Origin of the sequence: Streptosporangium longisporum, from assembly GCF_039534895.1 — a bacterium.
Taxonomy (GTDB): domain Bacteria; phylum Actinomycetota; class Actinomycetes; order Streptosporangiales; family Streptosporangiaceae; genus Streptosporangium; species Streptosporangium longisporum.
Genome location: NZ_BAAAWD010000015.1, coordinates 866787 through 887859, shown reverse-complemented (window position 1 = coordinate 887859; position 21073 = coordinate 866787). Strand labels below are relative to the sequence as shown.

At 72.6% G+C, this 21073-nt stretch carries 16 protein-coding genes; 4 read left to right on the top strand and 12 right to left on the bottom strand.

Annotated elements, in window-relative coordinates:
- The first annotated feature begins 140 nt into the window (after positions 1–140).
- The gene (locus ABD832_RS30190) at positions 141–938 is read left to right on the top strand and encodes a tyrosine-protein phosphatase (protein ID WP_344901723.1); all 798 of its coding nucleotides are present in this window, start codon (positions 141–143) and stop codon (positions 936–938) included.
- A 135-nt stretch (positions 939–1073) separates the two neighbouring features.
- Here ABD832_RS30190 and ABD832_RS30185 read toward each other — a convergent pair whose 3' ends face one another.
- Both ABD832_RS30185 and ABD832_RS30180 read right to left on the bottom strand, forming a co-directional pair.
- Positions 1074–2156, bottom strand: coding sequence for a Gfo/Idh/MocA family oxidoreductase (locus ABD832_RS30185; protein WP_344901720.1), 1083 nt, complete (start codon positions 2154–2156; stop codon positions 1074–1076).
- The gene (locus tag ABD832_RS30180) at positions 2149–3057 is read right to left on the bottom strand and encodes a proteasome assembly chaperone family protein (RefSeq protein ID WP_344901717.1); all 909 of its coding nucleotides are present in this window, start codon (positions 3055–3057) and stop codon (positions 2149–2151) included. The genes ABD832_RS30185 and ABD832_RS30180 overlap by 8 nt, the downstream gene beginning before the upstream one ends.
- A gap of 441 nt (positions 3058–3498) precedes the next feature.
- Between ABD832_RS30180 and ABD832_RS30175 the strand changes: the two genes are divergently transcribed.
- Positions 3499–4428, top strand: coding sequence for a 4-epi-cubebol synthase (locus tag ABD832_RS30175; RefSeq protein ID WP_344901715.1), 930 nt, complete (start codon positions 3499–3501; stop codon positions 4426–4428).
- A 92-nt stretch (positions 4429–4520) separates the two neighbouring features.
- On the opposite strand, the gene ABD832_RS30170 is transcribed toward ABD832_RS30175, so the two are convergent.
- Entirely contained in the window at positions 4521–6629 is a 2109-nt protein-coding gene (locus ABD832_RS30170; protein WP_344901712.1) for an ATP-binding protein, read from the bottom strand.
- Positions 6630–6869: 240 nt separating this feature from the next.
- Here ABD832_RS30170 and ABD832_RS30165 point away from each other — a divergent pair, with 240 nt between their 5' ends.
- The gene (locus ABD832_RS30165) at positions 6870–7034 is read left to right on the top strand and encodes a hypothetical protein (protein ID WP_344901816.1); all 165 of its coding nucleotides are present in this window, start codon (positions 6870–6872) and stop codon (positions 7032–7034) included.
- Positions 7035–7156: 122 nt separating this feature from the next.
- On the opposite strand, the gene ABD832_RS30160 is transcribed toward ABD832_RS30165, so the two are convergent.
- The 4 genes from ABD832_RS30160 to ABD832_RS30145 all read right to left on the bottom strand — a co-directional run bounded on the left by ABD832_RS30160 (position 7157) and on the right by ABD832_RS30145 (position 14583).
- Complete coding sequence (locus ABD832_RS30160) at positions 7157–9229, bottom strand: glycosyl hydrolase family 28-related protein (RefSeq protein ID WP_344901709.1); 2073 nt, start codon at positions 9227–9229, stop codon at positions 7157–7159.
- 342 nt (positions 9230–9571) lie between these two features.
- Positions 9572–10582, bottom strand: coding sequence for a hypothetical protein (locus ABD832_RS30155; protein WP_344901706.1), 1011 nt, complete (start codon positions 10580–10582; stop codon positions 9572–9574).
- A 306-nt stretch (positions 10583–10888) separates the two neighbouring features.
- Positions 10889–11821, bottom strand: a complete 933-nt coding sequence (locus tag ABD832_RS30150; protein WP_344901703.1) for an ABC transporter permease — start codon at positions 11819–11821, stop codon at positions 10889–10891.
- Positions 11818–14583, bottom strand: coding sequence for an alpha/beta fold hydrolase (locus ABD832_RS30145; protein WP_344901700.1), 2766 nt, complete (start codon positions 14581–14583; stop codon positions 11818–11820). Before ABD832_RS30145 ends, ABD832_RS30150 begins: the two co-directional genes overlap by 4 nt.
- 205 nt (positions 14584–14788) lie before the next feature.
- Between ABD832_RS30145 and ABD832_RS30140 the strand changes: the two genes are divergently transcribed.
- Positions 14789–15949: a hypothetical protein gene (locus tag ABD832_RS30140; protein WP_344901697.1), complete on the top strand. Its 1161-nt coding sequence runs from the start codon at positions 14789–14791 to the stop codon at positions 15947–15949.
- On the opposite strand, the gene ABD832_RS30135 is transcribed toward ABD832_RS30140, so the two are convergent.
- The 5 genes from ABD832_RS30135 to ABD832_RS30115 all read right to left on the bottom strand — a co-directional run bounded on the left by ABD832_RS30135 (position 15907) and on the right by ABD832_RS30115 (position 20918).
- The gene (locus ABD832_RS30135) at positions 15907–16941 is read right to left on the bottom strand and encodes a CopD family protein (RefSeq protein ID WP_344901694.1); all 1035 of its coding nucleotides are present in this window, start codon (positions 16939–16941) and stop codon (positions 15907–15909) included. The genes ABD832_RS30140 and ABD832_RS30135 overlap by 43 nt on opposite strands.
- Positions 16938–17513, bottom strand: coding sequence for a copper resistance CopC family protein (locus ABD832_RS30130; RefSeq protein WP_344901691.1), 576 nt, complete (start codon positions 17511–17513; stop codon positions 16938–16940). The genes ABD832_RS30135 and ABD832_RS30130 overlap by 4 nt, the downstream gene beginning before the upstream one ends.
- Positions 17514–17593: 80 nt before the next feature.
- Complete coding sequence (locus ABD832_RS30125; RefSeq protein ID WP_344901688.1) at positions 17594–19009, bottom strand: 2-oxo acid dehydrogenase subunit E2; 1416 nt, start codon at positions 19007–19009, stop codon at positions 17594–17596.
- Positions 19006–19992 carry an alpha-ketoacid dehydrogenase subunit beta gene (locus tag ABD832_RS30120; RefSeq protein ID WP_344901685.1) on the bottom strand — a complete coding sequence of 329 codons (987 nt, stop codon included), beginning with the start codon at positions 19990–19992 and terminating at the stop codon, positions 19006–19008. Before ABD832_RS30120 ends, ABD832_RS30125 begins: the two co-directional genes overlap by 4 nt.
- Positions 19989–20918, bottom strand: a complete 930-nt coding sequence (locus tag ABD832_RS30115; protein ID WP_344901682.1) for a thiamine pyrophosphate-dependent dehydrogenase E1 component subunit alpha — start codon at positions 20916–20918, stop codon at positions 19989–19991. The genes ABD832_RS30120 and ABD832_RS30115 overlap by 4 nt, the downstream gene beginning before the upstream one ends.
- Between the last annotated feature and the right edge of the window lie 155 nt (positions 20919–21073).

The following is a 21073-nucleotide window of genomic DNA, read 5'->3' as shown; positions in this document are numbered from 1 at the left end:
GAAGCACGGCCGGCCCCTTCCACGGGCCTCATATGAGTTAAGACGAATTTGTCGGCAACGTTCAAATATGACGGTAATTACGGAAGCAACCGCCTCCCGTTAACGGCCTGTACGTAAAGCGGCGTATAAACTCGGGAGCGATGAGAGACTTCACGCGTTGGATCGAACTCGAAGGTGCCGTCAACGTCCGTGACCTGGGCGGGCTCGCCACCGTGGACGGTGGCACCACACGCTTCGGCCGGATCTACCGGGCCGACAACCTCCAGGGACTGACCGAGCGGGACGTGCGCGTGCTCGTCGGCGAGCGCGAACTCCGCCACGTCGTCGACCTGCGCTCCGGGCCGGAGGTGCGCCTGGAGGGCCCGGGGCCGCTCACCGCCGTGCCCGAGGTGAGCATCCACCACCTCACGCTCTTCGCCGAGGGCGGCCGGTACACCGACGTCGAGGCCGACACCATCGAGGCCGACAAGGTGCTGCCCTGGACCGGGCGGGACGACGAGCGCACGGCCGAGCTGCGGGTGACCGGCTACTACTACGGCTACGTCCGCGACCGTCCCGACTCGGTGCTGGCGGCGCTGCGGGCCATGGCCCGCGACGACGGCGCCGTGATCGTGCACTGCGCCGCGGGCAAGGACCGCACCGGCGTGCTCAGCGCCCTGGCGCTGGAGGTCGCCGGGGCCACCCGGGAGGCGATCGTCGACGACTACGTCGCCACGGGCGACCGCCTGGAGGACATCCTCGTCCGGCTGCGCGCCAGCGAGACCTACCGCGCCGACCTCGACACCCGGCCGGCCGACGACCACCGGCCCAGGGCCGAGTACATGGAGCAGTTCCTGCGCGTCATGGACGAGCGCTTCGGGGGGCCGTTGAGCTGGCTCACCTCGCAGGGCTGGACCGAGTCCGACTCCCGGCTGCTGCGCGCCCGCCTGCGCGACTGACCCAGCTGACCCGGCCGATCCGGCCGATCCGGGTTTCTCCGGGAGGGCGGGCGCCGTCAGGGAGCGGCCGGCTCCGGGAGGGCCCGCAGACCCCGGAGGCCCGGGTCTCCGGCCGCCGCGGGAGGGCGGCCGGTCTCACAGGGTGACGACCCGGCGTTCGGCGGCCGAGAGCCGGGCGGCCTCCAGGACGACCAGCGCCCGGACGACCTCCTCCGGCTCGACCGGCGGCGGGGCGCCGTCGCGCAGGCAGGCCAGCACGGCCGGGTAGAAACCGGCGTAGCCGCCCGGCTCGGTGGGCACGGCACGGCCGTCGTCACCGGCGCCCAGGGTGCCCCAGCGCTCCTCGGGCTCCTCGCCGAAGCCCGGCGAGGCCGGGGTCAGCCCGGCCCGCAGCTGCTCCTCCTGCACGTCCAGGCCGTACTTCAGGTACCCCGCCCGGGTGCCCAGCACCCGGAAGCGGGGGCCGAGCCGCGGCACCAGCGCTCCGGCCCACAGGTGGGAGCGGGCCCCGCCCGCGTGGGACAGGGCGACGAACACGTCGTCGTCGGCGCTCACGCCGTCACGCCGGACGTCGCACTCGGCGTAGACGTCGACGACCGGGCCGAGCAGGCGCAGGGCCTGGTCGACCAGGTGGCTGCCGAGATCGTAGAGCAGCCCGGGGATCTCCTCGGCGCCGCCGGTCTCGCGCCAGCCGCCCTTGGGCACGGGTCGCCACCGCTCGAAGCGCGACTCCAGCCGGGTCACCTCACCCAGCTCGCCCGCCTCGATCAGCCGTCCGAGGGTCAGGAAGTCACCGTCCCAGCGCCGGTTCTGGAAGACCGTCAGCATCAGGCCGCGTTCTTGCGCCAGCGCCACCAGGTCGCGGGCCTGTCCGGCGGTCGCGGCCAGCGGCTTGTCCACCACGACCGGCAGGCCCGCGCCGAGCGCGGCCCGTGCCAGCGGGACGTGCGTGCGGTTGGGGGAGGCGATCACGACCAGGTCGACGGCGGCGTCGGCATCGACGGCATCGGTGGCATCGGCGGCGCCGGACGTGTCCCAGAGCGCGCCGGCGTCCGGGACCACCCGGGCGCCGTACCTCGCGGTCACCTCGGCGGCCCGCTCGGGGTCACGGGTGACCACCGCGGACAGCCGCAGGCCGGGGGTGGCGGAGATCAGCGGGGCGTGGAAGAACGCCCCGGCCACCCCGTACCCGATTAGAGCGACCCGAAGGTCAGTCACCGCGCTGCTCGTCGCGTTCGGCCAGGAACGCCTCGAACTGGGCGGCGAGCTCCTCCCCGGTGGGCATCTCCGAGCTCTCGGCCATCAGGCTCTCCCGCTCGGCACCGGCGGCGAACGCGTCGTACTGCTGTTCGAGGCCGGTGATCGCGGTGGACAGCTCCTGGGAGGCCTGGATCTGCTCGGCGATCTCGGCGTCGGTCTTCTCCGCGGCCTCGCGCAGCCCGTCCAGCGGGAACGCCAGGCCGGTTCCCCTGGTCACCGCGTCCAGGGCGGCCAGCGCGGCCGTGGGGTACTCGGCCTGGGCCAGGTAGTGCGGGACGTGCACGGCGTACCCGAGGGCGTCGTAGCCCTTGGCGCCGAGCCTGAACTCCACCAGCGCGGCCGCGCTGCCCGGCACCTGGACCCTGCCGAAGGCGCTGGTCTGGCCGGCGACGAGCTCGGGACGGCTGGCGTGTCCGGTGACGCCCAGCGGGCGGGTGTGCGGCACGGCCATCGGGATGCCGTGGGTGGTCACCAGCCTGCCGACGCCCAGCCGGGCGGCCAGCGTCTCCATCGCGGCGGCGAACAGCTCCCACTCGCGGTCCGGCTCGGGGCCGGTGAGCACCAGGAACGGCGTGCTCGTGGTGTCGTGGAGCAGGTGCACCACGAGCTCGGGGCTCTCCACGGCCACCCAGCGGTCGGTGTCGAAGGTCATCACGGGACGCCGGGAGCGGTAGTCCAGCAGGCGGTCCACGTCGAACGTCGCCACGACCCGGTGCTCCAGCTCGTCGAGCAGGTGGGCGATGGCGAGCCGTCCGGCACCACCAGCGTCCACGAACCCGTCGAAGTGGTAGAGCAGCACCGGATCGGTCAGCTCAGGGACATCACCGCTGAGCCGGTAGAGATCCGTCGGGTCGGACACCGTTTCCAGCCTTTCGTCGGTCTTCTCTTCAGCTCAACCCGCCGGGGGTCCGCCGAATTCCGCGAGCCTTCGTCGATCACTGGGAACCCTACCGGGGCACAATGGATCGCACGCAGCCTGACCCGGGCGTAAGGGGTCCGCGACCGTCCGTCCGCCCCTCCGGGAACCGGACCGGCCGGGACGCGTTCCGGCCCGCACCGCCTCCGACCTCCCGCGGCCGTCCCGGTTCACCTCCGCGACGGGTGCGACCCGGACGTCCGGTCAGCACGTATCCCCAAAATGGGACGGTCACTATATGGGTGAATCGGATATCCACCTGATCAGTGACCTATAGGAAATCAGCCCCGGTTCGGCCATTCTGGGGGAGTGGGAACTACTACTGCGCGTAGGTCCGGCCTACCTCTTCGCATTCCTCCCCTTCCCTGCCCCTTCCCCAGCGAGGTGAATCCGCACGTCGAGAGGGTCAACACCGAGACCCTCGACTGGCTCGTGGAGACGGGCCTGGTGCGTGACAGCGAGACCGTCGAGCGCTACCGGCAGGCGAAATACGGCTGGCTCGGAGCGCGTACGTATCCCTACGCCGAACACCACACGCTCCGGCTGGTGACCGACTGGTGCGTGTGGCTGTTCGCCTTCGACGACGCCTTCTGCGAGGAGAACCGCGGCGCGGCCGAGATGAGCCGCCTCCTTCCCCGCTTCCTCGCCGTCCTCGACGACCTGGACGAGGACGCCGAGGTCGAGGACGCCTTCGCCCGGGCGCTGCTGGAGATCAAGACCAGGATCGCCAGGTACGGTGACCCCGACCAGCTCGACCGCTGGAGGGCCGTCACCAAGGACTACCTCTTCGCCCAGGTGTGGGAGGCCGCCAACCGCGAGGCCGACGTGGTGCCCCCGCCCGGCGACTACCTGTTCATGCGGCGGCGCACCGGCGCCATGCTCACCGTCTTCGCCCTCATCGACGTCGCCAGCGGCCGCCGCCTCTCCCCGGACGAGTGGCGCCACCCCGCGGTCAAGGCCATCACCGACAACGCCAACGACGTCGTCGTCTGGGACAACGACCTCATCTCGTACGCCAAGGAGAGCGACGGCGCCAACGCCCGCAACAACCTGGTGAACGTGCTGGCCACGCACCGGGGCCACTCCCGGCAGCACGCCATGGAGGCGATCGGCGCCATGCGCAACCGGGCCATCGCCGAGATGGTGGAGCTGCGCCCCTCCCTGGAGGCGCTCGGTTCCGAGGCGGTGCTCGCGTACGTGCGCGGCCTGGAGTTCTGGGTCAGCGGCAGCGTCGACTACTCGCTCACCAGCTCCCGCTACACGACCGCCTGGGAACGCGCGGAGACCCCCGCCGACCGGCCCGGGGCCGGCTGACCCGCCGCCGGTGGACCCGCTCCGGGACACCGGCGGCCGGGGACACCGGCGGCCGGGCTCTGCAGCCGGCCGGGCCCTACGGCGGCCGGGTTCTACAGCGGCCGGTCGTCCTCGTGGTCGCCGAGGGCGAGGATGATCAGCTCCTCCAGGTTCAGTCGCTTGCCCCGGGCGAAGGCCTCCTCCTGGACCTCGTCGCCGAGGAGGCGCTTGCACTCCTTGACGCAGCGCTCGTGCTCGACGTTGAAGAACGGCGAGCTCATCTGCGGCATCCCGAAGGTCCGCCAGTTGGCCTGGCCGCCGCCCATCAGCCGGGAGGCGAGCTCGGGCTGGCCCTCCTCCAGCGCCTGCTTGGCCACCACCTCGATCGCCAGGCCGATGCCGAGCACGTCGTGGAAGTAGCGCTTGAGGCGGAGCGCCTCGCGGGCGTTCGACATGGCCTCGGCCGACCGGCCCATCGCCTGGTACACGCTGGCGAGCGCGTAGATCGCGTACGAGCGCAGCCACAGCTCGCCGCGCTGGGTGCAGACCGCGATGCAGTCGCGCAGCAGCACCTCGGCCTCGGCGGGCTCGTTCTGGATGAGCAGCACCATGGACAGCTCGACGATCGAGGGCAGCAGGCCCGGGTTGAGCTCGCGCCCGCTCTTGTGGAACTCGATCGCCACCCCCAGCAGCGCGCTCGCCTTCTGCAGGTCGTTCTGCAGGAACGCGGCCGTGCCGAGCATCTTGGTGGCCAGGATGACCGCGCCGGAGTCGCCCACCCTGACCGCGTCGGAACTGCACTGCTCCGCCGCCTCGATGGCGCCGCCGATGTTGCCCTGCGCGCTGTGGATGTAGGACAGCACCCACAGGGCCTTGCACCGGTCGGGGGTCGGCTCGGTCGCCAGCTCCAGGGTCTTCTCCAGGTACAGCCGTCCCTCGCGGGCCAGGCCGCAGGCCACCCACATGAACCACAGCGAGGACAGCAGCTTGAGCCCCGACTGCACCTCGCCGGGGGTGCGCAGGCAGTGGTCGAGCGCGACGCGGATGTTGTCGTGCTCGTGGCGCATCCTGACGTACCAGTAGACCTGGCGGGCGCCCGACCACGCCTCCTCGCTCCGCTTGGCCAGCTGCAGGTAGTAGTCGCGGTGCCTGGTCCTGATCGTGGCGCTCTCGCCGAGCTTGTCCAGCCACTCCTCGCCGTACTGGCGCAGGGTGTCGATCAGCCGGTAGCGGTGCCCGGACGGCGTGCCGTCGCTGAGCAGGATCGACTTCTCCACCAGGCTGGAGATGAGATCCATGATGTCCTCGGAGGGGAGGTTGTCCCCGGAGCAGACGTAGCGGGCGGCGTCGAGCTCGAAGTCCCCGGCGAAGACCGACAGCCGCGCCCACAGCAGCCGCTCGGCGGGCTCGCACAGCTCGTGGCTCCACCCGATCGCGGCCCGCAGCGTCTGGTGCCTGGGCAGCGCCGTGCGGCTGGCGCCCGCGAGCAGGCTGAACCGGTCGGCCAGCAGGCCGAGGATCTGCTCCACCGACAGCGCGCGCATCCGGACCGCGGCCAGCTCGATGGCGAGCGGGATGCCGTCGAGACGGCGGCAGAGCTCGGCCACCGGCCCGACGTTGTTCTCGTCCAGCATGAAGGTGGGCACCACCGCGCTCGCCCGCGCGACGAACAGCTGCACCGCCTCGTTGGTGAAGACGTCCTCGCCGGGGGAGTCGCCCGGGACGGCCAGTGGCGGGATGGAGACCGTGTGCTCGCCCCTGGCGTTGAGCGACTGGCGGCTGGTCGCCAGGATGGTCAGCCCCGGGGCGCCGGCGAGCAGGTCCTCGAAGAGCGCCGCGCACGCGTCGACCAGATGCTCGCAGGTGTCGATGATCAGCAGGAGCTCGCGGTCGCCCAGCCACTCGATCAGCGTCTCGTCGGCCGAGCGGGCGGACTGGTCGGCGATGCCGAGGGCCGAGGTGATCGTGTGGCGGACCATGCCGGAGTCCTGCAGGCGGGCCAGGTCGGCGAACCAGACGCCGTCCTTGAAGCGGGTCCGCATCTCGTGCGCGATCCGCAGGGCGGTGCGGGACTTGCCGACGCCCCCGATGCCGGTCACGGTGACCAGGCGGTGCTCGCCCAGCCGCTGCCGGAGCGTGGTGAGCAACCTGGTACGCCCCACGAAGCTGGTCAGCTCGTTGGGGAGATTGCCGTCTCGCCGCCATCCTGCTGGCGTTGTCATGGCGCCTCACGGGGGTAGCTGACACCTGCTCCCGCATCGTACCGCCTGGTTTGCCGCCTGTCCCCGGCGTCACCGGGCCCGAAGGGGCGTTCAGGAGCGTTCGGGGGCGTTCCGGGCCGTCCCGCCGCGAAGGGGGGCCGAGACGGCGGATCGGGCGGCGGATCGGGCGGCCGGGCGGAGGTCGCGGGGTTTCGCCCGGCGGAGGGAACGGCGCCCGCCCGGGTGGCTAGCATGGGGCCTGTGACAGTGCCTGAACCCGATGACCTGCGGCCCGTCGACCTCGCCGACGACGGCCTGCCGATCCTGCCCGACCAGACCGTCGACGACACCGACCTCGGCTGGAGCGAGTGGCGCGAGGCCGACGACGACGCCCGTCTGATCGAGGACCGCCCGCCCCACTGGTGACGAGCCCGTCCGGGCCGGTGCCCGCGCGGGGTCTGTTCCCGCGCGGGCACCGGCCGGAGACGGATCAGGGGACGGATCAGGTCCGTTGACGGATCAGGTCCGGGGCGACCCGGGACGGCCGATCACCACGGGGACGGCGCCGGCGGCGCCACCACCGGCGGGCGGTCGTCGCAGGTGATGGTGTTCGGCAGCAGCCAGGGGGCGAGCCAGGGCCCGGTCGTGCCACCCCCGTCGTTGCCGCCGAGGTCGGTCAGCGAGAACTCCGAGCCGGTGGACGGGAAGCCGAACGCCCCGCAGTTGTTGACGCCGACCGCTCCGACGTTGCGCGCGTCCACGTTCTCGAAGGTCGCCGACCCCTTCACCCGGGCGCTGACCACCGAGGTGCCCGTACCGTCCACCCTGGTGTCCTTGAAGTGGACGTTCGTGATCGAGTACAGGTCCTTCACGCCCCAGTCGCTGACCAGCATGATCGCGTTGTAGGTGTTGTCCAGGAAGTGGTTCCCGGTCACCCGGACGTCCGCGTCGATGCTCCTGTCGAGGGCGTAGAACCAGATGGCACCCAGGCCGATCTTCCAGTTCAGCTCGAACGTGCCGGACCGGACCGTGGTGTTGTCCCTGATCGACAGCTTCCCGGCGAACGCCTCGGCGCCGAAGCGGGACCCGACGTGCAGCGCGCTGCCCTCGCGGACCGGGTCGGCCACCAGGTTGTTCGAGACGGTGTTGTCGGTGCCGCCGTAGACGGCGATGCCGTTGGCGAGGGTCGGCGTCTGCACGGTGTTGCGGTCGAACGTGTTGCCGGTGTTGGCGATCTTCTCGGACCACATGGCCAGGCCGTCGTCACCGGTGTTGCGGATGACGTTGTTCGACACGACCGAGTTCGTGACGCCGCCGTGGAAGTTGAGGGCGTCGGCGATCTGGTCGACGATCACGTTGTTCGTGATCCTCAGGTTCGTCATCGGCCCGTCGAACCACATGCCGACCTTGGTGTGCCGGATGTACAGGCCGTCGACGGTCGAGTCGCTCAGTGCCCCGCCGATCCCGTTCACCTGGTCGGTGTCGATGCGCTCGCGGACGTCGCCCTCGATCGCGAAGCCGGACAGGTGGACGTTCCTGCTGCCGCCGTCGGCGGCGTCCCTGCCGTAGAAGCCGACGCCGGTGTGCACCGAGCCGTCGGGGGCCGGGGAGGGGAGCGTGACCTGCTCGCCCTTGATGATCGTGTACCAGCTTCCGGCGCCCTCGATCGTCACGTCGTCGACGATGATGTGGCGGTTCACCCGGTAGACACCCGGGGGGACGTACACCTTGAGGTGCTTGCGCTTGGCGAAGGCGATCGCCTTGTCGAACGCGCCTGCGGAGTCGCGCCGTCCGAACGGGTCGGCCCCGAACGCCAGCACGTTCGCCGCGACGAGCCGGACGCGCGGCGCGCCGACGAGCTCGGAGTCGAGCAGGTCCACGACCGTCCACGCGGCCCTGCTCCCGGCCGGGACGGTCAGCCGCACCCGGTCGCCCGCGCGGTAAGTGCGGCCGAGCAGCAGGCGCTGCTCGTCGTAGAAGTGGGTCGGGCGGAACGGCTTGGTGATGACCGGGGCCGGTGTCGTGGCCGACGGCACGCAGCCGCACTCGGTGATCCACCAGTCGGGGTGGAGCAGGTCGGCGTCCGGGTCGTTGGTGAACGGGTACTGGTTGTACAGCCAGGCGTACTCGGAGGTGAGGGTCATCGCCCTCCTGCCGCCGCCGTTGACCGTGACGTCGAGCGGCGCGGTGATGCCGCCGCCGCCCGGCGCGTCCGGGATGCTGTAGCGCACGGTGATCGCGTTGGCCGCGGCCGGCAGCGTGAACTCCACGTGCTGTCCCGGCGTCAGCCTGACCGCCCTGCGCCCGGACGCCTCCGAGGGCAGGGTGTACGCGGTCCGGTCCGGGCCGATGACGGTGCCGTTCGTGACGGCGTTCTCGGCCTCCTGCTCGGCGAAGCGCACGTCGGCGCCCCGGCCCGCGACGAGCGCCGGGTCCAGGGCGGCGCGCGTGACGACGGGGGCGGCGGCGCGGGTCGTGCCGACCGTGCCGACCGTGCCGTTCGCGGCCCGGTCGGCGAGGGCGGGGCCCGCGGGCGCGACGCCGAGCCCGGCGACGGTGACGGTCAGTGTCGTGACCGCCACCGCCGCTCTGAGCGCCGACCTGCCGGACCACCTCGCCATGGCTCCTGTGATGCTGCGCGACATCGGACGCTCGTTTCTCTCGGGGGGCGGTACACCTGAGGGCGCTCGGGGGCGGACGCCATGAGGGTGAGGTGACAGTAGAACCCGCCTCGACCGTTCCACAAGAGATCTGTGAAATAATTTCGTAACGTTGCCACATCTCTGCGTTGCTTCTCCATCTTCTTGCGGAGAGCCTGTCAGGGGGCCGGCCTGCGGGAGCGCGGCCGTGACACCGGGGTGACGCCCCGGTGACGCCCGAGTGATGCACGGCCGCCCGCGAGGACGTGGGGGCGGCGGGGGCCGGCCCGCGCACCCCGGCCGATCCCGCCGCCCCGCGTGGCCTCACCGCCGGCCGGGTGTGATCGCCCCCGTTGAACGGTCGTGGACGAAGGGCAGAAAGGCCCCGAGGAACGCACCGTCCTCCAGCGGTTCTCCGGGGCGTCCCGGCTCGAACTCCTCCGCGACGAGCGGGTCCTCGCGCCTCAGGGGACGAGGGCCGACGAGCACGAGGATCCTGTCGCGGGCGCCCGTCGCCGACAGTGCCTCGGCCCATGCCGCGGGAATGCCGAGCACTCCCAGGTAGAGGTGGCCGGGCGGCTCGTCCTCCCTGACCGGTTCTTTGACCCGTACGGCCACCCAGTCCGGAGCGAGGCCGTCGTGATCCCCCTGTACGAGCCGCACCGACCAGCCGGGTCTGACGGTCGCCTCGGTGAAGCGTTCACCGAACCCCGCGGGGAGCCAGAGAATCCGCTCCGGCCTCGACAGCCACGCCGGCGCGCCGTGACCGTGATCCTCGGTCACCTCGACAGTGATCAGCAGGGCCGGTTCGGGGGTGCCTCGCGGATCGAGACGGACATCGGGCGGCACCATGACCGGCCGGGGAGCGATGGCGAACCTGCCCTGTACCCCGGACTCGTCACCCAGGCACATCGTCGTGTGAGCGGGCGCGCGCGAGACGTCCCTCTCGTTCACCCACCTCACCTTGGACGGCGCGCAGCGAGCATGGTTGAAGCGGAGTTCGAGCAGCGTGGTCGCGGGGCTGAGATCGGGATCGTAGCGGGTGACGACGAGCTGGACGGTGATGTCCTCGACGCCGGCGTCACCGGGGTCCCCGCACGTGGAGCACTCGTACACCGTCCGGTCGCGCATGCCGGAGAGCACGAGCTCCTTGTCCACGACGTCGTCGCGCGGGACGCCCCGCAGTCCCTCCCCGGCGAGGAACCGCTCCACGTCCTCGGCGAGGACGAAGCGGCGGCCACTGCGGATGACGGCGAGGGCCTCCCGGTACTTCTCGCCCGTCCGCCTGACGCGGTCGCGGACCTCACGGCCAAGGTCGCGGTTGTCGTGCGGCACGTCTCGTCCCGGTCCGGCGGTCGGCCGTCCACGCCCGGCCCCGCCTGGTCGAGGGACGCGCGTCGGCGCCGAGCTCACGGAACGGGGGTGATCGCTCGTCGTCATCGCCACTACCCCGGGATGTGTGTCGTCCCCGCGTGGTGGGACGACCCAGGGTCCCCGCGTACGGGGGCCGGAGCGCCAGCACCTGAAACCTACACCAGCGGCGAGCGCTCATACATGCCGAAGACGGTGGCCGCCCGATCCTTGAACTCCAGGCGGTGGCCGAGGTCGCCCTGCGCAACTGGCCGGCCTGACGGGGAACCGCTAGGAGACCACGTCCTTGGCGCGGAAGCGGCGGAAGGCGAAGGCGATCAGGATCACCGAGTAGGTGACCGAGACGGCGGCCCCCTTGAGCATGCCGTCGTACTGGGGCTGCGGGGCCAGGGCGTCCAGCCACGCGGTGTTCCAGAACGTCGGCAGGAACTCCCGCAGCGCGCCGAGCTCCTCGACCGCCTGCAGGATGTTGCTGACGATCACCAGGCCGACCGCCCCGCCGACCGCGCCCAGCGGGGCGTCGGTGCCGACCGAGAGCAGAAAGGCCAGGGAGGCGACCACGAGCTGGCTGACCATGGCGTAGGCGACCACCACCCCGAACCGGGGGAGCATGTCCAGGGCGGCGATCGTCTCGCCGGTCCCGGGCACCCGGACGTCGTTCCAGCCGAAGGCCAGGGTCCCGGCCAGCAGCGCCATGGCCGGCACGCAGATCACCGCCGCCGCCGAGTAGCCCAGCGCGACGATCAGCTTCTGGCGCAGCAGCCGGTCACGCGGGATCGGGGCGGCCAGCAGGTAGCGCAGCGACGACCAGCTCGCCTCGACGGCCACGGTGTCACCGCAGAACAGCGCCACCGCGACCACCAGCAGGAAGGTCGCCGACACCGACAGGGCGAACGCCGCGAAGTTGAGCCCGCCCTCGGTGGCCAGGTCGGAGATCCGCAGCGTGGCGCTGGGCTGGCCGGACCCGGCGCCGAACGTGAACGCGATCACCAGGATCCACGGCAGCGCGAGCAGCAGGCCGAACATCACCAGCGTGCGGCGCCGCTTGAACTGACGGACGATCTCCACCCCGAGCGGCAGCGTCCGCCCCGGCGCGTACCCGCGCGCCGCGCCGGTCGAGGCGGAAGCCGGTACGGCGGCGGTGCCTGAAGGGGTGCCGGACGGGGTGCCGGGCGGGGCGGGTGCGGGGGAGACGTCGCTCATGCCTTCTCTCCGATCAGATCCAGGAAGACGTCCTCCAGGCGGGTGCCCGAACCGTTGACCGGCGCGCGGCTGCTCAGCAGCTCGCTCACCGTCCCGGCCGTGACGAGCCGCCCGCGGTGCATGACCACCACGTGGCTGCACGTCTGCTCCACCTCGGCGAGCAGGTGGCTGGAGACGATGACGGTACGGCCCTGCGCGGCGTAGCGGATCAGCACCTCGCGCATCTCCCGGATCTGGGGCGGGTCCAGGCCGTTGGTGGGCTCGTCCAGGACGAGCAGGTCGGGCAGGCCCAGCATGGCCTGGGCGATGGCCAGGCGCTGGCGCATGCCCTGGGAGTAGGTGCGGACCGCGCGGTCCAGCGCCTTGCCGAGCCCGGCGATCTCCAGCGCCTCGGCGAGACGGGCCTCCTCGGCGGCCCGGCCGGTGGCCTTCCAGTACAGCTCCAGGTTGTCGCGGCCGGACAGGTGCGGCAGGAACCCCGGCCCCTCGACGAACGAGCCGAGCCGCGACAGCACCGGCGCGCCGGGCACCACCCGGTGGCCGAAGATCCGCACCTCGCCGCCGTCCGGCCTGATCAGGCCCATCAGCATGCGCAGGGTGGTGGTCTTGCCCGCGCCGTTGGGACCGAGCAGGCCGAGCACCTGGCCCTGCTCGACGGTGAACGACAGGTCGTTCACCGCGAGCTCGCCGTTGCGGTACGCCTTGGTCAGGCCGCTGATCCGCAGCGGCACCGAGGCCAGCTCCGGGTCGTGCTCGTCGACGGCGCGGCGGCGCCCGGCCAGCAGCAGGAGCGTCGCGGCGACCAGGGCGACCAGCGGCAGCGCCCAGATCCACCAGGCGGGCCCGGTGGAGGGGGTGCGCAGGGCGGCGTGGGTGGGCACGGTCACCGCCGGGGAGGCCAGGCCCACCGTGTGGACGGCCGGGACCGCGGAGGTGCTGTACCCCAGGTCGGTGGTGGTGAACGCGACCCGCAGCCGGTGCCCGACGTCGAACCCGTGGTCGATGGCGGGCAGCGCCACCGTGGCCTCGCCGGAGCCGTCCGCGCCGAGCGTGATCCGCACCGGTGCGGCCAGCCCCTCGGGCAGGATCGGCGCCTGGGCGGCGCCCGCGACGTCGTACAGCTTGGCGAACAGCGTCACCTCGGACCCGGCCCCGCCGGTCGTGTCCCCGGTGTCCCGGGTGTCTCCGGCGTCCCCGGTGTTTCCGGTGTCCCCGGTGTTCTCCGTCCGCTCGGTGGATCCGGCCGCCCCGGTCCCGGGGGAGCCGGACGGGGAGGTCACCCGGACCCGTACCGTCGAGCTGCCGGTGACCTGGAGCGGGGCGGTCAGCGGGGCGGAGTCGAAGACCGCGCTCTGCCCGGCCATGTCGGCCGAGAGGTTCACCGCGCCGCCGAGACCGCCGGCACCGCCGAGCCCCCCGAGACCGGGGACCGCGGAGATCGAGGCCGGGGAACCGCCCGGCGGGTTGGCCACCGGCTGGTCGGGGCCGCTGAGCGGCACCGAGACCCGGCCGCTGCCCGACAGTCCCGGATAGGTGGCGGCGACGGCGTGCAGCTGGACCGGACGGCGGGTGCCGGGGTCCCGCCCGCCGTCGCGGGTCACGGTGAAGGCCTCGCCCGCCCGGTCCCCGCCGGTCTTCTTCAGGTGGCGGTCGAACCAGCCGAGCGTCCTGTCGTGCAGCCAGTCGGCCTCGCCGTTCCCGCCGTCGTGCCCGCCGTCGAACCAGGCGACCTCCACCGGGGCGCCGGTGGCGGCGACGGCCCTGGCGTTGGCGTCGGCCTGACCCAGGGTGAACAGCGAGTCGCGCCGCCCCTGGAGCAGCAGCGTCGGGATCCTGATCCTCCCGGTCACCGAGACCGGGCTGGACCTGCGGAGCGTCTGCACCGCCTCGGTCGTGGCCCGGCCGCTCTCGGCGATCCGCTGGTACATCTCACAGATCTCCGGCAGGAAACGGCCGCACCGGACCTCCTGCGGGGTGGGCGGGCGGACCGCTCCGGGACGCGCGGCGTCACCGGCGCCGGCCCGCTCGCCCGCGTCGTCGGCGCCGTCGGCGTCGTCGTCCGTGTCGGCGCCCGCGCCCGTGTTCGCGCCGCCGAGGGCGGCCAGGCCGCCCGGACCCGCGGCGGAACCGCCCCGGCTGAAGAACAGCCCGGCCCACATGCGCTTGAACACCCCGCTCTCGGGCCCCTGGCCGGTGGCGTTGGGGAAGAACGCGTCGGCCAGGTCGTACCAGGTGATCTGCGGGACGATCGCGTCGATCCTCGGGTCGTGGGCGGCGGCCATCAGCGCGATGGCACCGCCGTAGGAGCCGCCCGCGATGCCCACGCGGGGGTCGCCCGCCGCGTCCAGCCGCACCTCGGGACGCCTGGCGACCCAGTCGACGAGCTGGCGCACGTCCTTGACCTCGTAGTCGGGGGAGTTCAGCGCGATCTGCCCGGACGAGCGCCCGAATCCCCGGGCCGACCAGGTCAGCACCGCGTACCCGTCCTGCGCCAGCCGCACGGCGGACTGCCTGGTGCTCTGCTTGCTGCCGCCGAAGCCGTGCGCGAGCAGCACCACCGGAGCCCGGCCGCCCCCGGCCGGGGGGAAGAAGCTCGTGTCCAGCGTGACACGCTGATCGTCGCGCGGCCCGTCCACCACGGTGATCATCTGGTTCAGCGCCCGCACCTGCGGCGCGGACGGCCACACCAGCCAGGCCGCGACGCCGATCACCAGCACCGTGACCGCCGCGACCCAGACGGCCCGCCTTCCCCCACGTTTCATGACGTGAGCCTACTGACCCCCGCCGACTTCTCCTGAGACGGTTCTCAGGAGGAAGTCCGCCGGTCAGCGCCACGGCGTGGCACCGGACGCCCTCGCCGGCCGTCCGCCGTGGGCGTCGACGTGGGCGAAGACGCGCCGGTCGCCCCGATGTCTCAGGGTTGTCCCCGATTGCGGAGCGAGGCGAAGGGGCGGCATCATTTCGCGCGTGAAGCCAGTAGAGAGCCTACGAAGAAGAGCGACCCCCGTCATCGAATGGGCCCTGCCGTACTGGACACGGGGGAGGGCGGGCAGACAGACCCCGGAGGACCTGTTCCGGCTCCTCTACCTCGGATGGCTGGTGGCCTTCTCGTTCAAGGTCCTCGGCGCCTCCTGGGACGTCTCCTGGCACTTCAAGTGGCTCCGCGACGACCTGGCCCCGCCGCACCTGCTCAACAGCGTCGGAACCGCCATCGCGCTCGCGCTCACGATCATCCACATCTACACCGGCTACGGCGTCGACCGGCTCGCGCAGCGCCTGATCGCCTGGGGCACCGGGATCTTCCTGCTGGCCGTGCCGCTGGACCTGATCAACCACCGGGTCAACGGGCTCGACATCACCTCGTGGAGCCCGTCCCACCTGATGCTCTACATCGGCACGCTCTTCATGATCTGCGGCGTCATCCGGGGCTGGTTCGTCCGGGCCGTCCCGGGACGGATGCGCACGCTCGTCCTCGGCGGGCTCTTCGTGTTCCTCTTCGAGAACGTCTGGTTCCCCGAACAGCACCAGGAGTACGGCGTGTACGGCCTGGCCGCGTGGGACCGGGGCGAGCCGGACGCGGAACCGATCCTGATCAAGTTCGCCGCCGACCAGATCGGCCTCCCCGTGGACGACAGGGCGGTGGCGCTGCACTTCACGCTGCCCGTGCCCGACGCGCTCTACCCGCTCTACGCCGCGATGGCCGCGGTGCTGGTGGCCGTCTACGCCCGCGCGATGATCGGACGGATGTTCTCGGCCACCGCCGTCGTCGGCGTCTACGTCGCCTTCCGCACGCTGATCTGGCCCCTGCTGGCCGTCGCCGACTTCCCGCGCTCGGCCGTGCCGGTCTTCCTGATCGCCGCGGCGCTCGCCGTCGACCTGGCCTTCCTGATCAGGATGCCCGTGGTCAGGGCACTGGCCGGCTCCGCGGGCGCGGTCCTCCTCCTCGACCAGGCACTGCGCTTCCAGAACGCGATGTTCATGTCACCGCCGCTGGTGCCACCCACGACCATGCTGATCGGCGGGGCCGGCCTCGCGGTGCTCTGGCTGGCGGCCGAATGGTCGTTCGACCGCCACGTCCTGCACGCTCAGGCCAGGGAGGCCGTGGTCAGCGCCACCGCGACCCCGTAGGCCACGCCCATCACGGCCAGCTCGGCCGCGGCCCACCCGACGACCGCCGTCGCCCGCCCCCGGGCGACGTGCGGCATCAGGCGGAAACGGATGCGGGCGGCGAGCGGGATCAGCAGCGCCACGCAGACGGCCTTGGCCACCAGCAGCGGCCCGTACTCGCCGCTCAGCAGCGCCCCGGGCAGCTCCACCCCCGGGGTGAGGGCCATCGTGGCCAGGCCGTTGACCACCCCGGACAGGCTCACCACCACCAGCGCCAGGGTCGCCAGCCGGGAGAACGCCGGCAGCACCCGCGCCAGCAGCCCGCGGTCCGAGGCGACCAGGGCGACGACCGTGACCAGCCCGCCGGTCCACGCCGCCGAGCCCATCACGTGCAGCTCCATCGAGATCATGATGGGGTCGTGCCAGACCGAGTCGACCGCGTGGCCGGTCACCGGGATCGGCAGCAGGCCGAAGAAGGCGACCACGATCCGCAGCTCGGCCGGGACCTTCTCGCCGTAGCGGACGGCCAGCAGCCCGACCGCGGCCGCCGCCAGGGCGCAGGCGGCGCTGAAGAGCATGCCCTGACCGGCGCCGACACCGTCGACGTACGTGGCGATCATGCCCGGGGTGGGCAGCGTCCCGGGGTTGAGCTCGGCCGTCTGGAACACGATGACGGTCAGCGCCAGCAGCGCCCACGCCCAGGCGAAGGTCACGGCCAGCGGCCGTGCCCGGCGCATCACCGGCTCGGTCCGCTCCGGGTCGTCGAACCCGAGCAGTCTCGGCAGCAGGCTCAGCCCGACCACCGCCACCGCGGCCAGGTCCAGCAGCACCCGCAGCACCGGCAGGCCGTACTCCACCAGCGGCCCGGGGATGGCGATGCCCGGCACCGCCTCCTGGGCGGTGAACGCCGTCGCGGCCAGCACGGCCACCACGGCGCCCGACACCAGCCCACCGGCCAGCAGCCTCCTGGTCGCGGCGGTCTCCGGCGGGACCCGCTCGGCGGTCACGGTCATCGGGCCCCCTCCTGCTCCCTGGTACGGCGCATCGCCACCACCGTGGCCCCGCCCAGCAGCACGATGGAACCGGCGATCCACAGCACGGCCATCCCCGCCCCGCCGTTCTGCGCGGCCTCGGCGGCCTGGGCGCCCAGGCCGGGTTCCTGCGGCGCGACGGCGGAGGCCGCGGGGGTGGCGGAGGTGGCGGGGCCCGCGGCGCCCGGTCCCGGAGCGGTCAGGGTGAAGGAGATCGCGCTGGAGACGGGGTGGCCGTCGGCGGAGAGGATGCGGTAACCGACCACGTACCTCCCGGCCGGGCCGAGGGGTCTCACGCCGATGCCGACCCGCGAGCCGTCGACGGCGGTCGTGCCGTCCTCCCACCGGGTGCCGTCCGGGCCGGTCACGCTGATCCGCGCGTACCCCTGCCGGACGGGCTGGTCGAAGGTGAGCGTGATCTTCGCGGGGCCCCGCGCCAGCTCGGCCCCGTCCTCGGGGTCGCTGCCGATCAGCACGTTGTGGGCCTGCGCCGGGGTGACCGCGCCGAGGGACGCGGTGACCGCGAGGAGCAGGACCGTGAGTAGCCGCCTCACCGGTCGTGGCCTTCCGTTGAGTTCGTCATGACCATGACATGGTCCCATCCCCGGCCACCGGGAGGAGCGCGCCCGGGATCCTACGCGGTCGTGGGACCCGGCTTCTCCAGGGACGTCCTGAGCGCGCCGAGGAACTCGGCGGCGTCGCGGCCGTTGACGTAGCGGTGGTCGTAGGAGAGGCCGAGGGAGATCACCCGGCGGGTGACGAAGGAGCCGTCGCGGGCCTGCACCGTCTCCGGACGCGGCGCGGTGAGCGAGAGCGCGCAGATCTGGCCGGGGAAGACGATCGGGACGGCCGTCGTCACCGAGGCGTCGGTGTGCAGGGTCACCATGATGTTGCCGCCGACCAGGTCCCGCTCCCTGAAGGCCCCGTTCAGCGCGGTGGCGCGGAACCGGGTCAGGTCGCGGGCGATCTCGTCGAGCGGGCGCCGTCCGGCGTCGCGCACCACCGGCACGTACATGCCGTTGCCGACGTCGACGGTCACGCCCACCTCCGCCGTCGTGGCGCGCCGGGCGCGGTAGCCGTCGAGGGGGGTGGCGAAGAAGACCGGAAAGTCCTCCAGCAGCCGCCCGGTCGCCTGGACGAGCAGTTCCGGCATGCCGATCAGGGCACGCAGCCGCTTGGTCTCGGCGCGGGTGAACGGCAGCGCGTCGGTCACGTCCACCCGCATCTCGGTGAACGAGGCCGGGATCTCCCGGTGCGACCGCTCGACCACCTCGGCCGTCCGGCGCTGGGCCCTGGACGGCTCGATCAGGCCGGCCTCCCCGGCCTGCCCTATCTCCTCGGCCTCCCCTGACTTCCCGGCCTCCGCGGTCTGCCGGACCTCGGTGCCTCCGGTACGGGTGCCGTCGACGTCCGCGCCGCCCCCGCGTGCGCGGTCGCCGTACGGTCCCGTTCCCGCGGGAGGGGTGACGCCCGCCGCGGCCCCCGGCGTGTGCGGGGCGTCCGGGGCGTCCGGGGTGGTCCGGGTGCCGGGCCCGGAGGGGGACGGGACGAGCGGTTCCAGGTCGGCCCGGCGGATCACCTTCCTGCCGAGGGCGCGCACCCGCTCCATGGAGATGCCGGACTCGTCCATGAACCGCCGGGCGGGCTCGGTGATGACGAGCCCGCCCTGATCGGCGACCGGAGCCGCATGCCCGTTCTGTTCACTCGACGGGCCCGAGGGGGGCCGCCCGGCCGTCACGCCCGCCCCGGGATCCGCCCTGGGAGTCGCCTCCGGACCTGCACCGAGGCCCGTCCCGAGGTCCGCGTCCGGGCCGGTCCCGTCGGCCGGAAGGAGGGCGATCACCTGGCCCGGCGCGCACTCGGCGCCCGCGGCCAGCAGGTGCCGCAGCGTCCCGTCCTGCTCGGCGGTCAGCTCCTCGACCGCCTTGGAGGTCTCCAGCTCGGCCAGCACCTCTCCGGTCCGTACCTCCTGGCCGTCCTTGGCCACCCACTCCACCAGCACGTACGTGGCGTCGTTGTTGTTGAGCTTGGGCACCCGGATCTCGGTCACGACAGGGCCTCCACGATGGCGTTCCGGATGTCGCCGGCCTGGACGAGGACCTCGCGCTCCAGGTGGGGCGCGGCCGGGATGACGCTGTCGGCCGCGTTGACCAGGCCGATGGGGCGGCGCAGGGCCGGCCAGAGCCGGGGGTAGAGCACCCGCGCGACCTCCGCGCCCCAGGTGCCGCCCGCCGAGCCGTCCTCGACCACGCACACGTGCCGGGCCCGCTCCAGCCCGGCGAGCTCGGGCAGCGGGTAGAGCCGGGCGGGGATCAGCAGCTCGCAGGCCAGGTCGTCCTCCAGGAGCAGGGTGCGCATCGCCTCCAGCGCCCGGTGCGTCATGCCGCCGTGGGCGACGAGCACGCAGTCGGGCTCGGTCACCCCGTCCACGAAGACCCGGGCGACGCCGTCGCGCACCTCGTACCCGAACAGGTCGTCCACGGTCCCGCCGGTGTACATCCGCCGGGTGTAGAGGACCTTGTCCTCGAAGAACAGGCAGGGCCGCTCCTGCGCGAACATCTCGGCGAACAGCTCACCGGCGTCGTGGAACGGCGTCATCTCGAACAGCGACAGCCCGGGAACGCCGATGAAGTGCTTCTGCGGGCTCTGGCTGTGGGTGGGGCCGTACCCCCGGTTGCCGCCCGACGGGCAGCGCACCACCAGCGGGATCGGGACGGGCCTGCCGTACATGGAGGTGGACTTGGCGGCGAAGTTCACCAGCTGGTCGAAGGCGAGCGCGGCGAAGTCGGCGAACATGATCTCGACGATCGCCCGGTCCCCGGCCAGCGCCAGGCCCGCGCCGACACCGGTGATCGCACCCTCGCTGAGCGGGGTGGACCGCACCCGCCGGCCGAAGCGGGCCGACAGCCCCCGGGTGACCTTGAAGGCCCCGCCGTAGGGGTCGGAGACGTCCTCGCCGAGCAGGTGCACCCGGGGGTCGGCCTCCATCAGGTCGTGCAGGGCGCGGTTGAGGTGCTCGGAGACCCTGCTCATCCGCGCTCCCACACCGACGGGGGGCGGGCCGTGACCTCGGCGGCGATCCGGTCGACCCGCTCGCGGGCGCGGGCGTCCAGCCGGGCGAAGGCGTCGGGGAAGGCGCGGGCGTAGCGGGTGTACCAGTCGTGGCCTGCGGCCAGGGCGATCTCCTCGGGGGTCCTGGTGTCGTCGCCCTTGCTGTGCGGGCCGATCCGGTGGGTGACGAACTCGACGACCAGCGGTCCCGGCCGCGAGCGGACCGCCTCGACCGGCGCGGCCAGCCCGGCGCGGATCTCCTCCACCTCGGTGGAGGTCACCCGGTGGTACGGGACGTCGAACGCGGCGGCGCGGTCCGCGATGTTCCCGGCCATCTGCGTCGACGTCGGCGTGGACTGGGCGATGCCGTTGTTCTCCACGACGACCAGCAGCGGGACCCGCCAGAGCCTGGCCATGTTGAGCGCCTCGTAGACCGACCCCTCGCCCCAGGTGCCGTCGCCGACGTACACGCAGGCCAGCGCGCCCGTGCCGGCGAGCTTCAGCGCCACGCCCACCGCGACCGGCAGGCTCTCGCCCTGGACGCCGGTGGACAGGAAGCGCCGGTGGTAGACGTGCTGGCTGCCGCCCACCCCGGCGCAGAGCGCACCCCGGCGGCCCATGATCTCGGCGAGCAGCCCGTCCGGTTCGTCGTACCTGGCCAGGAAGTGACCGTGGCCGCGGTGGTTGCTCAGCACGAAGTCCTCCTCGCGCAGCAGCGGCGCGAGGGCGACCGGGATGTACTCCTGCCCCAGGCACGTGTGGGTGGTGCCGCTCAGCTCGCCCGTCTCGAAGAGCCTGAGCAGGGTCAGCTCGAAGTGCCGGATCAGCAGCAGGCGCTCCAGGTCCTCCGGGGGCGGTGCGAGCGGCGATCGCCGCAGGTCATGACGGGGTGAAACGGTGGAGACCACGTGTGCTCCTGGCATCGGGTGACAGGGACCACGCTCGGCCGGGCGCTAGAGGACGGCATGGGAGCGCTCCCACCGGGGAGCGTAGGAGGCCGGAGGCGGAGTGTCAATGACTGAGGAGATGACAGAAAATCAGGAAAGCGAAAAAGTCGGATTTA

What these genes read in the sequence shown, in the direction of transcription:
- ABD832_RS30120 (WP_344901685.1), bottom strand. Translation starts at nt 19,992, where the DNA reads ATGAGCAGGGTCTCCGAGCACCTCAACCGCGCCCTGCACGACCTGATG.
- ABD832_RS30150 (WP_344901703.1), bottom strand. Translation starts at nt 11,821, where the DNA reads ATGAGCGACGTCTCCCCCGCACCCGCCCCGCCCGGCACCCCGTCCGGC.
- ABD832_RS30160 (WP_344901709.1), bottom strand. Translation starts at nt 9,229, where the DNA reads ATGGCGAGGTGGTCCGGCAGGTCGGCGCTCAGAGCGGCGGTGGCGGTC.
- ABD832_RS30135 (WP_344901694.1), bottom strand. Translation starts at nt 16,941, where the DNA reads ATGACCGTGACCGCCGAGCGGGTCCCGCCGGAGACCGCCGCGACCAGG.
- ABD832_RS30170 (WP_344901712.1), bottom strand. Translation starts at nt 6,629, where the DNA reads ATGACAACGCCAGCAGGATGGCGGCGAGACGGCAATCTCCCCAACGAG.
- ABD832_RS30145 (WP_344901700.1), bottom strand. Translation starts at nt 14,583, where the DNA reads ATGAAACGTGGGGGAAGGCGGGCCGTCTGGGTCGCGGCGGTCACGGTG.
- ABD832_RS30190 (WP_344901723.1), top strand. Translation starts at nt 141, where the DNA reads ATGAGAGACTTCACGCGTTGGATCGAACTCGAAGGTGCCGTCAACGTC.